Annotated in this window: 11 protein-coding genes and 1 tRNA gene; 5 read left to right on the plus strand and 7 right to left on the minus strand. The window is 71.3% G+C overall.

The window, feature by feature from the left end:
* Window positions 1-75 precede the first annotated feature (75 nt).
* Window positions 76-540, plus strand: coding sequence for an ATP-binding protein (locus ACFZDI_RS23610; protein ID WP_391253000.1), 465 nt, complete (start codon window positions 76-78; stop codon window positions 538-540).
* 89 nt (window positions 541-629) lie between these two features.
* On the opposite strand, the gene ACFZDI_RS23615 is transcribed toward ACFZDI_RS23610, so the two are convergent.
* The 3 genes from ACFZDI_RS23615 to ACFZDI_RS23625 form a co-directional block, all read right to left on the minus strand.
* Window positions 630-3,623: a glycine--tRNA ligase gene (locus tag ACFZDI_RS23615; RefSeq protein WP_391253002.1), complete on the minus strand. Its 2,994-nt coding sequence runs from the start codon at window positions 3,621-3,623 to the stop codon at window positions 630-632.
* 453 nt (window positions 3,624-4,076) lie between these two features.
* Window positions 4,077-5,540: an aminopeptidase P family protein gene (locus ACFZDI_RS23620; RefSeq protein WP_234750402.1), complete on the minus strand. Its 1,464-nt coding sequence runs from the start codon at window positions 5,538-5,540 to the stop codon at window positions 4,077-4,079.
* Window positions 5,541-5,616: 76 nt separating this feature from the next.
* Window positions 5,617-7,131 (minus strand): SpoIIE family protein phosphatase, encoded by a 1,515-nt coding sequence (locus tag ACFZDI_RS23625; protein ID WP_391253004.1) that lies wholly within the window; start codon window positions 7,129-7,131, stop codon window positions 5,617-5,619.
* 504 nt (window positions 7,132-7,635) lie between these two features.
* Between ACFZDI_RS23625 and ACFZDI_RS23630 the strand changes: the two genes are divergently transcribed.
* Complete coding sequence (locus ACFZDI_RS23630) at window positions 7,636-8,301, plus strand: bifunctional DNA primase/polymerase (RefSeq protein WP_234750405.1); 666 nt, start codon at window positions 7,636-7,638, stop codon at window positions 8,299-8,301.
* 55 nt (window positions 8,302-8,356) lie between these two features.
* The gene (locus tag ACFZDI_RS23635) at window positions 8,357-8,965 is read left to right on the plus strand and encodes a hypothetical protein (protein ID WP_391253007.1); all 609 of its coding nucleotides are present in this window, start codon (window positions 8,357-8,359) and stop codon (window positions 8,963-8,965) included.
* A gap of 249 nt (window positions 8,966-9,214) precedes the next feature.
* Here the strand turns inward: ACFZDI_RS23635 and ACFZDI_RS23640 are convergent, their stop codons facing one another.
* The 3 genes from ACFZDI_RS23640 to ACFZDI_RS23650 all read right to left on the minus strand — a co-directional run bounded on the left by ACFZDI_RS23640 (window position 9,215) and on the right by ACFZDI_RS23650 (window position 12,025).
* Window positions 9,215-10,204, minus strand: coding sequence for a DUF5926 family protein (locus tag ACFZDI_RS23640; protein ID WP_234750408.1), 990 nt, complete (start codon window positions 10,202-10,204; stop codon window positions 9,215-9,217).
* A 186-nt stretch (window positions 10,205-10,390) separates the two neighbouring features.
* Complete coding sequence (locus ACFZDI_RS23645; RefSeq protein WP_234750409.1) at window positions 10,391-11,029, minus strand: ATP-binding protein; 639 nt, start codon at window positions 11,027-11,029, stop codon at window positions 10,391-10,393.
* Between the two features lie 168 nt (window positions 11,030-11,197).
* Window positions 11,198-12,025 (minus strand): glycerophosphodiester phosphodiesterase family protein, encoded by an 828-nt coding sequence (locus tag ACFZDI_RS23650; protein ID WP_391253010.1) that lies wholly within the window; start codon window positions 12,023-12,025, stop codon window positions 11,198-11,200.
* Between the two features lie 288 nt (window positions 12,026-12,313).
* Here ACFZDI_RS23650 and ACFZDI_RS23655 point away from each other — a divergent pair, with 288 nt between their 5' ends.
* Both ACFZDI_RS23655 and ACFZDI_RS23660 read left to right on the plus strand, forming a co-directional pair.
* A complete protein-coding gene (locus ACFZDI_RS23655; RefSeq protein ID WP_391253012.1) occupies window positions 12,314-13,729 on the plus strand; it encodes a trypsin-like peptidase domain-containing protein in 1,416 nt (471 codons plus the stop codon).
* A 63-nt stretch (window positions 13,730-13,792) separates the two neighbouring features.
* Window positions 13,793-13,879, plus strand: a tRNA-Ser gene (locus ACFZDI_RS23660).
* A 299-nt stretch (window positions 13,880-14,178) separates the two neighbouring features.
* On the opposite strand, the gene ACFZDI_RS23665 is transcribed toward ACFZDI_RS23660, so the two are convergent.
* Window positions 14,179-14,622, minus strand: a complete 444-nt coding sequence (locus ACFZDI_RS23665; RefSeq protein WP_391253014.1) for a hypothetical protein — start codon at window positions 14,620-14,622, stop codon at window positions 14,179-14,181.
* Window positions 14,623-14,749: the final 127 nt, after the last annotated feature.

Below are 14,749 nucleotides of genomic sequence, written 5' to 3' on the forward strand. Positions count from 1 at the left end.
TCAACTTCACGCTTACACAGGGGGACTCGGGGCAATACGTAACGGTATGTCGAGCCGCGGCCGGGAGGCTGGAGCATGAGCATCTGGTGGTCACTCCATCTGCGGCGCGAAGCTGCGAGCGTGCCGCTCGCCCGCCGCCTCCTGATCGGCACGATGGAGACCGCGGGCGTCGACCCGGACATCTCCTACGACCTCTCCGTCGCCCTCAGCGAGGCGTGCGCGAACGCCGTGGAGCACGGCGGGGACACCGGACGCGGCCCCGGCTCGGAGGCGTACCGGGTCACCGCCTACCTCGACGGCGAGACGTGCCGGATCGAGGTCGCGGACGCGGGCCCGGGCTTTCCCGCGGCGCCCACGGGCCGCTCCCGCCCGCCGATCCGTCCCGCGCACTGCGACGCGGAGAACGGCAGGGGGCTGTGTCTCATCGAGGAGCTCGCCGACCACGTCCACATCGGCAACAAGCCGGGCAAGGGCGGAGCCGTGGTGAGCTTCGACAAGGTCCTGAAGTGGCGCTCCGACGCCCCGCTGATGGCGGTCTGACCACCCGGTCGATCGACTGACCGGAGCCGGGGGCGGCGTTTCACGTGAAACAGTCTCGTTTCACGTGAAACACGCCCCCGGTCTGCTGTCTACAGCGCTCCCCAGTCCAGGGTCGTCCGGGCCAGCCCCGCCACGTCCCTCAGCAGCGCCAGCCGCGCCGCCCGGACCGCCGGGTCGGGGTCCATGACCAGCACCTCGTCGAAGAAGACGCCGATCGCCTCGACCAGCGGCGCGGAGACCTCGATCAGCGCGCCGAGATCGTCCTCCCGCCCCTGCAGCGCCTGCCGGACGGCCTGCGCGCTCTCGGCGAGGCGCAGTTCGGCCGGGGCGGTCAGCAGTGACGCATCGGACGCCTCGGCGCCGCCCTCGGGCAGGATCCGCACGACCCGCTGGAAGGCGGCGGCCAGCGCCTCGAACGCCTCGCTGGAAACATGCCGCTCCAACGTGGCCAGCGTGCGGTCGCCGTGGGCGGGCCGGTCGGCCCACACCAGTACGGCCTGAACGAGCCGGTGCTCGTGCCCGGCGTCCGTGAGCTGCTGCTCGTAGCGCCGGGTGATGAGCTCGGCGGCCTCGGCGACCCGCTCTGCGGGCACCTCGACGCCCTGGGCGGCGTAGCGTACGGCCGCCGCGCGCAGCCCCTCGCTCACCCGCACTCCGGCCACGGCGGGCACGCTGCGCAACACGTTGAGCAGCCCGATCGCGGCCCGGCGCACCCCGTACGGATCGGAACTCCCGGTCGGTGCGGCGCCGATCAGGAACATGCCCGTCACCAGGTCGAACCGGTCGGCGAGGGACAGCACGGCCCCGGCGTCCCCGGCCGGCAGGGCGCCCCCGGCGGAGCGGGGCAGCTCCATCTCCGCCAGGGCACGGGCGACCTCGGGGGACTCCCCGGCCCGGCGGGCGTACTCCTCCGCCATGACCCCGGCCAGCCCGGAGAACTCGATCACCATCTGGGACGCCAGGTCGAACTTGGCCAGCGCGCCGGCCCGCCGCACGACCTCCACCGAGTCCTCCGGGAGCCCGGCCCGCCCGGCCAGGTCCTGGGCGAGGGAGGCGAGCCGGACGGCACGGTCGGCGACTGTCCCGAGCCGGTCCTCGAAGGTCAGCTTGTCCAACCGGCGCCGGAACTCCTCCGGAGCCACCTTCAGATCGGCCCGCCAGAAGAACGCGGCGTCCTCGTAACGGGCCCGCAGCACCGCCTCGTTGCCCGCCCGCACCACGTCGTCGTCGCACAGGGCGTTGGCGAACGTCACGAAGTGCGGCATGAGCCGGTCGCCGTCCAGCACCGGCAGATAGCGCTGGTGCTTGCGCATCACGGTGGTCAGGACACTCGAGGGCAGTTCCAGGTAGCGCTCGTCGAACGAGCCCCGCACGGCGTACGGGAACTCCAGGATGTCGGTGATCTCGTCGATCAGCCCGGCCTGGTCCTCCACGTCGATGCGTCCGCCCACCTCGGCCGCCGCCTCCAGGGCACCGCGCACGACCGCGCCGCGACGGGCCTCGCGGTCGAGCAGGATGCCGTGCATGTGCAGGAAGTGGGGGTAGCCCTCGGCGGAGGTGACCCGGACCTCCGGGTAGGGGGCCTGGCGCTGCACCCGTGTGGTGTCGCCGGACGACAGGGAGGAGACCACCACGGGCAGGGGAGTGCGCCCCAGCAGCGCGAGCAGCCAGCGCACGGGACGCGAGAAGGACAGCCCCGGGTCGCTCCAGCGCATGTTGCGCCCCGCCCGCAGCCCGGAGACGACCTCGGCGAGCAGGTCGCTCAGCACCTCGACGGCCGGGCGGCCCTCCTCGTGACGGGTGAGTGCCACGTACTCGACCCCGTTGTTCTCGACCACGCGCACGTCGGCCGCCTCGGCGCCCTGGCTGCGGGCGAAGCCGAGAAGAGCGGGGGTGGGGGCGCCGTCCTTGTAGGCGGCGGCGACCTTGGGCCCGCGCACGGTCCGCATGGTGTCCCGCTCCCGCGGCTGCACCCCGTCGACCGTGATCACGATCCGGCGCGGTGTGGCCATCACGTTGATCGCGCCGTGCCCCAGCCGGGTCTCGGCGAGCTTGGCGGTGACCGACTCGCGCACCGCTTCGGTGGTGGCGGGGACGTCCGCGTACGGCAGCTCCTCCACGCCGATCTCGAACAGCAGCGTCTCGACGCCGGGTACCTTGGGCAGCGGGGCGCGCTCGGCAGGGGCCGGAGCCGCCGCCAGCCCGAGCGGATGCTCCAGCGCGGCCCGCCGCCGTTCCCACAGCTTGGCCGTCTCGTGCGTCAGACCCCGCATCAACGAGAACGCCTTGGCCCGCTCGGTGGTGCTGATCGCCCCGCGCGCATCCAGCACGTTGAAGGTGTGACTGCACTTCAGTACGTAGGTGTACGCCGGGACCGGCAGCTCCAGGTCCAGCAGGCGCCGGGCCTCGGCCGCGTACGACTCGAACAGCCGGTGATTGGTGTCGATGTCGGCGTCGTCGAGGTAGTAGCGGCTCATCTCGTACTCGCTCTGCCCGAACACCTCGCCGTAGGTGATGCCCGGCGCATAGGCGATGTCCTTGAAGTGGGACACGCCCTGAAGGTTCATCAGGATGCGTTCGAGGCCGTACGTGATCTCCACCGACACCGGGTCCAGGGCGACACCGCCGACCTGCTGGAAGTAGGTGAACTGGGTGATCTCCATGCCGTCCAGCCAGACCTCCCAGCCCAGCCCCCAGGCGCCGAGCGCGGGTGAGGCCCAGTTGTCCTCGACGAACCGCACGTCGTGGGCGTTGAGGTCGACGCCGAGGGCGCGCAGGCTGCCCAGGTAGAGCTCCTGCGGGTTGCCCGGGTCGGGCTTCAGGATCACCTGGAACTGGGTGTGGGTCTGGAGCCGGTTGGGGTTCTCGCCGTAACGCGAGTCGTCCGGCCGCACGCTCGGCTCCACATAGGCGACGCTCCACGGCTCGGGGCCGAGCACCCGCAGCGCTGTGGCCGGGTTGGCCGTACCGGCTCCGACCTCGGTGTTCAGCGGCTGCGTGATCATGCAGCCGTTGTCGCTCCAGTACTTCTGCAGGGTGAGGATGGCGTCCTGCATGGTCAGCGCCGTCGATACGTTCTTCATGATGATCGCGCCTGTTCCCCGAGTCGGACCGGCAAGGTCGGCCATGATCTCATACCTCAACTGGCGCTGACCTGCTGTTTCTTGACCGACCGGTCGGACGCCTCCGAGGATGGGCCGCGAGGGTGAATGCCACGGGATCGCCGTGGGCTGGCGCGGGTCCTGTGTGGCTGGTCGCGCAGTTCCCCGCGCCCCTTTGGGGCACCTCGCGCAGGCCGCCGTCGACGCCCTGGTCGGGCAGCCGGCCCTGGTGCCCAAGCCCGGGGCGCCACAGAGGCCCAGGCCCGGCTGGACGCTCTGCTCACCGTGACGGCCACCCGCCCCGAGAGGCAGCGCACCTCTGCTCACAGGCGCCCTGTTCTTTGACGCCGTGGACCGTGCGGGGGCGCGGGGCTGAGTCACTGCGCGGCTCCGCCGCGAGGGCGCGAACAGCCCCCACGCTCCCACTGACGGCACTCAGCCCTTGACGGACGCCATCCACGCCTCGACCTCGTCGGACCGCCGAGGCAGCGCCGCGCTGAGATTCCGGTTGCCGTCCTCGGTGACGAGGATGTCGTCCTCGATCCGCACCCCGATGCCCCGGTACTCCTCGGGCACGGTGAGGTCGTCCGCCTGGAAGTACAGCCCGGGCTCGACCGTGAGGCACATGCCCGGCTCCAGCGTGCCGTCGACGTACGTCTCGACCCGTGCGGCCGCGCAGTCGTGCACGTCCATGCCGAGCATGTGACCCGTGCCGTGCAGCGTCCACCGCCGCTGGAGCCCCAGCTCCAGCACTCGCTCCACGGGCCCCTCGACGAGCCCCCACTCGACGAGCTTCTCGGCCAGCACGCGCTGGGCGGCGTCGTGGAAGTCGCGGTACTTCGCGCCCGGCTTCACCGCGGCGATCCCGGCCTCCTGGGCCTCGTACACGGCGTCGTAGATCTTGCGCTGGAGATCGCTGAACCGTCCGTTGATCGGCAGCGTGCGCGTCACGTCGGCCGTGTAGTAGGTGTGCGTCTCCACACCCGCGTCGAGCAGCAGCAGCTCGCCCGAGCGCACGGCTCCGTCGTTGCGCACCCAGTGCAGTGTGCAGGCGTGCGGACCGGCTGCGGCGATCGTGCCGTAGCCGACGTCGTTGCCCTCCACGCGGGCACGCAGGAAGAACGTGCCCTCGATGTAGCGCTCGGAGGTCGCCTCGGCCTTGTCGAGGACCTTCACCACGTCCTCGAAGCCGCGCACGGTCGAGTCGACCGCCTTCTGCAGCTCGCCGACCTCGAACTCGTCCTTGACCAGCCGCGCCTCGGAGAGGAAGACCCGCAGCTCCTCGTCGCGCTCGGCGGTGACCTTGTCGGTCAGGGCCGCCTCGATGCCGGCGTCGTAGCCGCGCACCACTCGCACCGGGCCGGTGGCCTCGCGCAGGGCGCCGGCCAGCTCGCGCACGTCGGAGGCGGGGATGCCGTACAGCTTCTCGGCCTCGGTGAGGGAGTGCCGGCGGCCGACCCACAGCTCGCCCTGGCCGTCCAGCCAGAACTCGCCGTTCTCGCGGTCGGAGCGGGGCAGCAGGTAGATCGTCGCCTCGTGGCCCTCGTCCGTGGGCTCCAGGACCAGGACGCCGTCCTCGGTCTGGTTGCCGGTGAGGTAGGCGTACTCGACGGAGGCGCGGAAGGCGTACTCGGTGTCGTTCGAGCGGGTCTTCAGGTTGCCCGCCGGGATCACCAGCCGCTCACCCGGGAAGCGCGCGGAGAGCGCGGCCCGGCGGGCGGCGGTCTCCGCGGCCTGGGGGATGGGCTCGAGGTCGCGCAGCTCGGTGTCGGCCCAGCCGCTCTTCATGTTCTCGGCCAGCTCGTCGGACACGCCCGGGTACAGTCCGTTCTTCCGCTGCTTGATCGGCTCTTCGCTCTCGTCCGGGATCGCCGGTGTGAGCTCCTCGGCCACGGTCATCCTCCTCGATACGGCACTGGACCGTCCTCCACTGTACGGCGGCGCGGAAGCGGCCCCAGGGCGATGACGAGGAGCGTTACTCGAAGCGGACCGCCAGCAGGACGACGTCCTCCGCACCGTCGGCCGCGTCCAGCCCGTCGGGCAGCACGCTGCGCACGACGTGGTCGGCGATGGCGCCCGGGTCGCCGCGCAGGGCGCGGGGCACCGAGGCCGCCGCCGCGTGCAGGCGGGCGAAGGCGCGGTCGGTGGCCTCGCCGGTGCGGTGCAGCAGCCCGTCGGTGTAGAGCAGAACCGTCTCTCCGGGCTCGGCGAGGATCTCCACGCTCGGCGCCTCCCAGCAGGCGAGCATGCCCAGCGGAGCCGAGACGGACGTCTCCACGAACTCGGTGCGGCGCTGTCCGACGAGCAGCGGCGGGCTGTGCCCGGCCCCGGCCAGCGTGATCTTGCGTGCGGCCGGTTCGCAGTAGCCGAACAGCGCGGTGGCCGAGCGGGCCGGTTCGGTCAGCCGCAGCAGCAGCTCCAGGTCGGACAGGACGGCGACCGGGTCCTCCCCTTCCATGACGGCGTACGCGCGCAGCGAGGCCCGCAGCCGTCCCATCGCGGCGACCGCGCTGGGGCCCGAGCCCGTGACGGATCCGACGGCGAGACCGAGGGCGGCGTCGGGCAGCGGCAGCGCGTCGTACCAGTCGCCACCGCCGTGCGGGCCGGTGCGGTGCCGGGCCGCGAGCTGGACGCCGGCCACCCGGGGCAGCCGCGCGGGCAGCAGTTCGTCCGACATCGTGGCCATGGACGTGCGGGTGCGTTCCAGTTCGAGGAGGCGGGCCAGGTGCTCGGCGGCGTACCGCGCGTAGAGGCCGACCAGATGGCGCTGCCGCTCGCCCGGTTCGGCGGGCTCGTCGTAGAGCCACACGGCGGCGCCGAGGCGGGCGGCGGTGTCGGCGGTCAGGGGGAGGGCGTAGCTGGCGGCGTAGCCGATGCGGGCCGCGACCTCGCGGTGGCGGGGGTCGAGTCCCTCTTCGGCGAAGAGGTCGGGGACGGCGATGCCGCACTCGCCGCCCGGCAGCCCGTCGAGGATGCGGCCGTAGGACAGGGCGCTGCGCGGCACTGTCTCGATGTGGCCGAGATCGGCGCGTGCGAGGCCCAGTCCGATGGTGGTGTCGGGGCCGAGTCCGTCGCCGGGTTCCAGGACGACGAGGCCGCGCCGGGCACCGACCAGGGCGGCGCCGGCCCGCAGCAGTTCATGGAGCGCCTCGTCGAGCGTGGCCGTGCGGACCAGGCGTTCGGTGAGCTCGTGCAGGGTCGTGAGGTCGGAGACCCAGCCGGCGAGACGGTCCTGGAGTACTGCGCCGGCGGGGGCCGGGGGGTTCGCGGGAGAGGCCGGGGACGAGCCCGGCGTCGCGGGCGCGACAGTGTGTGCGGGAGCGGGAACCGTTGAATCGATTCCGGCCACTTTCGGAGGGTGCGGAGCGTTCATGGCGTCCGGCCTTCCCACCGGCACGTACTGCTCAAAAGCATCGCAAACCCCCATGTCATTCTGCGTCGCTAGCAGTGTCTCCACATGTACACGCACTCGTGAGGAGATGTCCAGCATTGTCCTGCCGGGATTCCTGGTGTCCGTGAGGTGCGAGGGAACAACTCTCCTTCCCCTTGCGGAAATGCAAAGTTGGCTTAAAACTGCCTCAAGGGACGGCTTATTGCGGTCGACTGGGCTTGCTCGACGGAGCGTCACAACGGTTGTGATGGGTACGTACTCGGTGAAGGCCAGGGGTGGTTGAGAACCACCCGGAACCTGGTGACGGAACCGGGCGTCCTATCCACCGACGACCGTGCCCCATCCTCCCGTGGCGGAGGCGGAGAGAAATACGCGCGACGGCAAACGCCATACTTCGCCACCCCTACGCCACGCCCGTGCTTTCGACAGACGCAGTAAGGGCGGGACGGCCGCGGAGGCAGCCCGATGCTCGACCCATAGGGGTTCCCCTTGCTTCAAGCAGGGGTGTGATGCGCCAACAGGTACGCACAGTGAAGTGATCGACACATGATGTGATGTGGACCACGGTGTTGCCAGGCGTGCAACGGAAAGGAACGAGCGCTCATGCGCGAGATCCTCGGAAGGCGACGCAGGCTCTTGTCCCAGAGCAGCGACGGGAAGCCTGAGCCGATCGGCGCGGCCCTGACCTACGCGACGCAATGGCGGTGGCCCGTACTGCCGGGTGTGGCGGCGGACCCGCGGGCACACTCCCGCTGCAGCTGCCCCGACCCCGACTGCACGGTGCCCGGTGCGCACCCCTTCGACCCCGGCCTCCTCGCGGCCACCACCGACGGACGCATGGTGCGCTGGTGGTGGGGCAACCGGCCGACGGCTCCGATCGTCCTGGCCACCGGCGGTCACGCCCCGTGCGCGGTCTCGCTGCCGGCCCTGCCGGCCGCCCGCGCGCTGAAGGCGCTCGACCAGATGGGCATGCGGCTCGGCCCGGTCGTCGCCTCCCCCGCCCGCTGGGCGATCCTCGTCAAGCCGTACTCCATGGAGCAGCTCGGGGAACTGCTCTACGCCAAGGACTTCGTGCCCGGCTCGCTCCGTTTCCACGGCGAGGGCGGCTACCTGGCCCTGCCGCCCTCCGAGACGGGCCAGGGCGAGATCCGCTGGGAGCGTGCGCCGTTGCCCGGCTCGGCCTCACCCTGGGTGCCCGATGTCGAGGCCGTGGTGGACGCCGTGGTCGAAGCCCTCACTCGTACGGGTGTGAGCGCGCCCGAGTTCTAGGGCTGTCGGGCGCGCCGAGCCCGGCGCCCGCCCCGGCGCGTTAAGTTCCGGAACCATGCGGCGTCACGCCCGGGGCCGCTCCCGGGACCCCAGAAGAACCCGACTGTTCGCCCTCGCGGGTGTCATGGCGGCGTGTGCGATCGCACTGCCGCTGGCGGTGGCGTCCGCGGGCTCGGAGGGGGCCGAGCGGGCTGCGCGTTCCCAGCGGGCCGGGGGTTCGGCGGGGGCCGACGCTTCCCTGACCGGCTCCGCCGCGGCACGCCCTTCTTCGCGCGACGACGACAAGGCACCCGGGGTGCCCGCCGCCCCCGGCCTGCCGGTGCTCGGCCAGGGTCTGTCGACCGCTGCGCGCTGCGGGCCCGAACTCTCCTCGCCCGACGGGATCGAGGCGCAGACGTGCGTGGTGACGCAGGGTGCGCAGACCTGGGCGCGCACGTACTACCGCAATGCGACGGGTGAGGCGCTGGACGCCGTACTGAGCCTGATGGGCCCCGGCGGCCGCGGTGTGCGGATGACGTGTGCCGTGGGGGCGGGGGACGAGCCGGGGACCTGCGAGACGCCCCGGGAGCCCGCACGCGGGTATCCGGCGGCGTACACGGCCGTCGTGGAGTTCGCCGAGCGGGGCGGCCGCGGGCCGATGCTGCTGCGATCCGGGAGCAACTAGCGTCCGCGAACGGCCGGTTGGGAAACGGCCGCGTTCCGTGCGCGGAAGCGGGGACGCAAAGACCCGGTTGCTGGCGACGGGGGATGCACCAGCAACCGGGCTACAGGAACGGTAACAAGAGATCGGCGGTTCGCAAATTCGAACTCGCCTTTCCGGTCACCGACTGGCTTGTCCCAGTGGGGAGTTGTGGCCCACGGGTCGTGAGAAACCGGCCGGCCGGTGGGCCGGCCGGCCGAACGCGGCCCGGCGTCAGCTGAGTGTGACCTGCCGGTTGGTGAGGCCGCCGCGAGCGCGGCGCTCGTCCGCGGTGAGGGGCGCGTCCGTCGCCAGGGCGGCCGCGAGACGCTCGGCGAACTCGGCCGCGGGCTTCTCCACGTCCTCGGCGGTGACCCCGCTGGGCAGGTCCCACACCGGCACCGTGAGCCCGTGGGCGCGGAAGGAGCCCACCAGGCGGGTCCCTTCGCCGAGGCTGGAACGGCCCGCGGCGTGCAGCCGGGCGAGGGCGTCCAGCAGCCGCTCCTCGGCGTGCGGCATGACCCACCGCAGATGGTTCTTCTCCGGCGTCTCGCACCAGTACGCGGCGTCCACGCCCTGGAGCTTGACGGTCGGGATGGCCGCGGCGTTGGCCCGCTCCAGGGAGGCGGTCACGTCGGGCGTGGCGTTCTCCGGGTCCGGCACCCAGAACTCGAAGCCGCTGTGCACTTCTGGCTCGAACGCGCCCTCGGGGTCGAGCAGATCCTGCAGCCGAGGGCTGTCGGCCGGGGCGCGGCGACCCTGGACGGGCGTGCCGGGCTGGGCTTCCAGGGCGCGCTGGAGGGTGTCGGCGAGGTCGCGGCTGATGTCGCCGGAGGAGGTGTCGTTCTGCAGGCCGAGCAGGACCGAGCCGTCGTCACGGCGCAGAGCCGGCCAGGCCATGGGAAGGACCGTGGCCAGCGTGACCGCCGGGACGCCCTCGGGCAGGCCGTCCTTGAGTTTCAGCTCGACCGTCGCCGCCGGGACCAGCTCGCGCAGGGCCACCCAGTCGCACTCGCCGGGCAGGCCCTCGAAGGGGCGGTGCACCAGTTCGGTCGCGGCGTGCGAGGCGGCGCGGCCGTGACAGGCCTTGTAGCGGCGGCCGCTGCCGCAGGGGCAGGGCTCACGAGCGCCGACGACCGGGACGTCTTCCTCGGCACCGACGGTGCGGGCCCCGCCCGTGGTCTGCGGGCGCTTGGCCTTCGTCTGAGGTCGCTTCTTGGCCACGATGGGTCTCCCGGTTACGGCTCGTCTCGTACGGTCGCGAGCCTAGCCGTTCGCGCTCCGGGGCACGGGCTCCTGTGGACGACACCCGGGCCGTGGACGACACCAGGACCGACGCGGCGCACACCCATCCCGTCCGTGCCACGGCCCGGTCGGAGTGCCGTGGGTCCCCGTCGGACTCGTCGTGGCTCAGTCCAGGTCGTCGAAGGCGTCCGCGAAATCGAGCCCGGGTATCCCGGAGACCGCGGGGGCGGCGACGCGCGTCGCGAAGTCGTCGCGGCGGTGGCCCGCGTCCGGGTCGTGCACGTCGTCGTGGACGATGACCCACACGGTGACCTCACCGCGGATGTCGTCGCGCACGCCCCAGTCGTCGGCGAGCGCGGTGATGATGTTCAGCCCGCGGCCGCCGTGCGCCGTGACCGAGGGGGTCGCGGGGGCGGGGCGGGTCGGGCCGCCGCCGTCCGTGACCTCCACGACGAGCCGGCCGGCGGGCTCCACGCGCCACGCGGCCCGGACGTCGCCGTCACCGGAGAGGGCGTCGCCCAGGGGTCTGCCGTGCTTGCAGGCGTTGCTCAAGAGTTCGGAAAGGATCAGTACGGCGTCGTCGATGACCGATTCCGCGACTCCACCTCTGCGCAACTGTGTACGCATCCGGTGTCTCGCTTCCCCCACGCCCGCAGGGCCATGGGGTACGGCCATGCTCGACGACGTGGGCACCTCCTGTGCCACCACCAACGCCACCCCCGAGACCTCCTTCGCCCCACGCCACGGTGTGGATGCCCCATTGGCCTGTACCGGAAACCGGCCAATCCACGTCCGGTGACGCACTCACCACGACCGCATACGGATCGAACGCGCCGGAGCACTCCCCGTAACCGTATGGCTGGAAATCATCGGTGTGGCCGAGAGTGGAGGATCCCGTCTGTAGGGGCAGTGGGTCAAGAGGTGTGCGTGGGTCTGGTGCGACTTGAGAGGTTGATGACACCGGGCCGGGCGTCAGCGGCCGAGCTGGTCCAGCACCGCGCGTGGGCGGTTGGTGATGATGGCGTCGACTCCGAGCTCCACGCAGTGCTCCACGTCCCCCGGCTCGTTCACGGTCCACACGTGCACCTGGTGGCCGGCCTGCTTCAGGCGTGCGATGTACGTGGGGTGGTTGCGGACGATGCGGATGGAGGGGCCCGCGATCCGCACACCCGGGGGGAGCCGTCCGTCGCGCAGCCGGGGCGAGAGGAACTGGGCCAGGTAGACCGTCGGGAGCGTCGGCGAGGCGGCACGCACGCGGTGCAGCGAGCGGGCGGAGAAGCTCATGACCCTGACCTGCGACTCCGCCGGGGAGGCCGGGGTGTCGAGGCCGAACCGCTTCAGCAGGTCCAGCAGCCGGTCCTCGACCTGCCCGGCCCAGCGCGTGGGGTGCTTGGTCTCGATGGCCAGTTCCACGCGGCGCCCGGCGTCGGCGACGAGTTCCAGCAGCCGCTCCAGGGTGAGGACGGACGTCGCCTCGCGGTCCTCCGGACGGTGCTCCCAGTCGGGTTCCTCGTCGCGGCCCCTCCAGGCCTCGCCCGTCTTCCAGGAGCCGAAGTCCAGGGCGGCGAGGTCGGCGAGCTCCAGGGCGGAGACCGCGCCGCGGCCGTTGGACGTACGGTTGATCCGTCGGTCGTGGACACAGACCAGGTGGCCGTCGGCGGTGAGGCGCACATCGCATTCGAGGGCGTCCGCGCCGTCCTCGATCGCCTTGGTGTACGCGGCCAGGGTGTGTTCCGGGGCGTCCTCGGAGGCTCCGCGGTGGGCGACGACTTGAATCACATGCTGTCGTGCGTGGGTCACCGCGTCATGGTGCCACCGAGTGCGGGTACGCGTCCGGTCGGACGGACTCGCTGGAGAGGCAGGTCCGGACGGAGGCATTGGAATTGCATCCTTTTCGCCAGTAATGACCTATATAAAGAATGGCCTCGGACGCACAGCCACCGCTTATGGTGCTCTGACGGCCGGTGGGAAAAGCTGACGGCATACATAGGGACAAGCACAGCTGTATCGCGCCGGACCCGTCGGCCGGCGCGAAAAAGCGTGAACGCGTGCGACCCGGAAAACGGCCGTGGATCTAGGAGAGAAGCTGTGAGCACCGAGAACGAGGGCACCGCGGTACCCCCCGCCCCGTCCGCACCCCCCGTGCCGGTGGACGCTCCCGCTGCTCCGGCGCCCCAGGCACAGGCCCACCAGGGGCCGTACGGACAGGACGCCCAGGGGCAGGCCCCTCAGGGCCAGGGCGGCGCCGGCCATCCCGGGCCCTCCTCCTCCGCGCCCGACCCGTCCTGGCCCCCGCCCCCGCCCCCGACCTCCCCGTACGGCGACGGCGGCTCCGGGCCCGGCTCGGGCTGGGGCTCTTCGTACCAGCAGCCGGCGCCGTCGTCCGGCCGCCGGCGCGGTGGTCTGGTCGCGGCGATCCTGGCGGCCGCGCTGCTCGCGGGCGGCCTGGGCGGCGGACTCGGCTACGTGCTGGCGAAGAACAACGACGAGAGCACCGGCTCCACGACGGTCTCGGCCTCGGCGAGCGGCGGTGACGTCAAGCGCGACCCGGGCACGACCGCGGGTGTCGCCGCGAAGGCGCTGCCGAGCACGGTCACCATCCAGGCCGAGAGCACCAGCGGTGAGGGCGGCACCGGCACGGGCTTCGTCTTCGACAAGCAGGGCCACATCGTCACCAACAACCACGTGGTGGCGGACGCGGTGGACGGCGGCAAGCTGACGGCGACCTTCCCGAGCGGCAAGAAGTACGACGCCGAGGTGGTCGGTCACGCGCAGGGCTACGACGTGGCCGTCATCAAGCTCAAGGACGCCCCCTCCGATCTGAAGCCGCTCACCCTCGGCGACTCGGACAAGGTGGCCGTCGGGGACGCGACGATCGCGATCGGCGCCCCGTTCGGTCTGTCCGACACGGTGACGACGGGCATCATCAGCGCCAAGAACCGCCCCGTCGCCTCCAGTGACGGCAGTGGCAGCCAGGCGTCGTACATGAGCGCCCTGCAGACCGACGCCTCGATCAACCCGGGCAACTCCGGCGGTCCGCTGCTGGACGCGCAGGGCAATGTCATCGGCATCAACTCCGCGATCCAGTCCACCGGCAACGGCGGCTTCGGCACCGGGCAGTCGGGCTCGATCGGCCTGGGCTTCGCGATCCCGATCAACCAGGCCAAGTACGTTGCCCAGGAGCTGATCAAGAACGGCAAGCCGGTGTACGCGAAGATCGGCGCGTCCGTGTCCCTGGACGACAGCTCCGACGGTGCGCAGATCACCGACCAGGGCGCGGGCGGCGCGGCCCCGGTCGAGCCGGGTGGCCCGGCGGCGAAGGCGGGTCTCAAGCCCGGTGACGTCATCATCAAGCTCGACGACCGGGTGATCGACTCCGGCCCGACCCTGATCGGCGAGATCTGGACGCACCAGCCCGGCGACAAGGTCACGATCACCTACGAGCGCGGCGGCAAGCAGCACACGGTCGACGTCACGCTCGGTTCCCGCGTCGGCGACAACTGACCCCCACCCGCCCGCACCGACCCGTTACCCTTGTCCCCGCGCCGCCGATCACGGCCGGCGCGGGGAGGTGTGCCCGAGCGGCCGAAGGGAACGGTCTTGAAAACCGTCGTGGCAGCGATGTCACCGTGGGTTCAAATCCCACCGCCTCCGCGCAGGTCATAGATGTGCTGGTCAGAGGGGGTGTCCCTCAGTGAGGGGCGCCCCTTCCGCATGGGACCTGTCTCACCTTGATCCGGCTCTGTCGCGTTGTGGATCACTGCGTGTGGACCAGGCGTGGACCAAGGTTCGGCGGACACGAGCCGGATACCTACTGGTCAGCGCGCTATGTGGTCCAGAGCGTGAACCACACCCAGAACAGCGCAAAAGGCGCCGCCCTCTCCCCGGCCTGGGGTGAAGATGGCGCCTCTGGCCGGACGGGTCGTCCACGCGGACCGCTCGGTCTGCAGAAGTCAGAAGTCCTTCTGGAAGTCGAACTTGTAGGGCCCGGCGACGAAGTTGTCGGTAGAGAAGAGATCTGCCGTGACAGTGCGGCCGGGCGGCACGTCGCTGGCGGAACCCTTGAGACTCGCTATGTCTTCGTCATCCTTGAACACGGTGATCGTGAACGTATTGGTCCCGCCATCAGGGTTGTCCCCGGTATAGGTGACCCGCGCACGTCCCGCAAAGTCGCCAAGGCCGCTGTCTCGCACCTGGACCGAGTCCAGACGCCAGTCACCGCTCTGAATGGGAGGCTGCCTGCCTCCGCTCTGAGCAGGTGTGCTCGGAGTTTGAGTGGGCGGAGAGGTGGTGGGCTGAGTCGTCGTCGGGCTTGTGGGCGCCTGTCCGCCATCGCCATTGGCGCACCCGACAAGGACCGCCGTCAGCACACTGAGGGCAACGGCGAGTTTCTTCATCTCGGCCTCCGAGACTACCGGGCCGATATAGTCAGATTTGTACGTATTTTGACATCAGTGATTACGGCGCGTCAATGAGCGTCATCCTCGGCTGGTCGCGGGCCGGAGCCGACCCGGCGTAGTGGGG

It is taken from the genome of Streptomyces sp. NPDC007907, from assembly GCF_042959365.1.
In the GTDB taxonomy this organism is placed as follows: Bacteria; Actinomycetota; Actinomycetes; order Streptomycetales; family Streptomycetaceae; genus Streptomyces; species Streptomyces indiaensis.

Coding starts and splice junctions, on each gene's coding strand:
- ACFZDI_RS23610 (WP_391253000.1), top strand. CDS start 76: ATGAGCATCTGGTGGTCACTCCATCTGCGGCGCGAAGCTGCGAGCGTG.
- ACFZDI_RS23615 (WP_391253002.1), bottom strand. CDS start 3,623: ATGAAGAACGTATCGACGGCGCTGACCATGCAGGACGCCATCCTCACC.
- ACFZDI_RS23620 (WP_234750402.1), bottom strand. CDS start 5,540: ATGACCGTGGCCGAGGAGCTCACACCGGCGATCCCGGACGAGAGCGAA.
- ACFZDI_RS23625 (WP_391253004.1), bottom strand. CDS start 7,131: ATGCTGGACATCTCCTCACGAGTGCGTGTACATGTGGAGACACTGCTA.
- ACFZDI_RS23630 (WP_234750405.1), top strand. CDS start 7,636: ATGCGCGAGATCCTCGGAAGGCGACGCAGGCTCTTGTCCCAGAGCAGC.
- ACFZDI_RS23635 (WP_391253007.1), top strand. CDS start 8,357: ATGCGGCGTCACGCCCGGGGCCGCTCCCGGGACCCCAGAAGAACCCGA.
- ACFZDI_RS23665 (WP_391253014.1), bottom strand. CDS start 14,622: ATGAAGAAACTCGCCGTTGCCCTCAGTGTGCTGACGGCGGTCCTTGTC.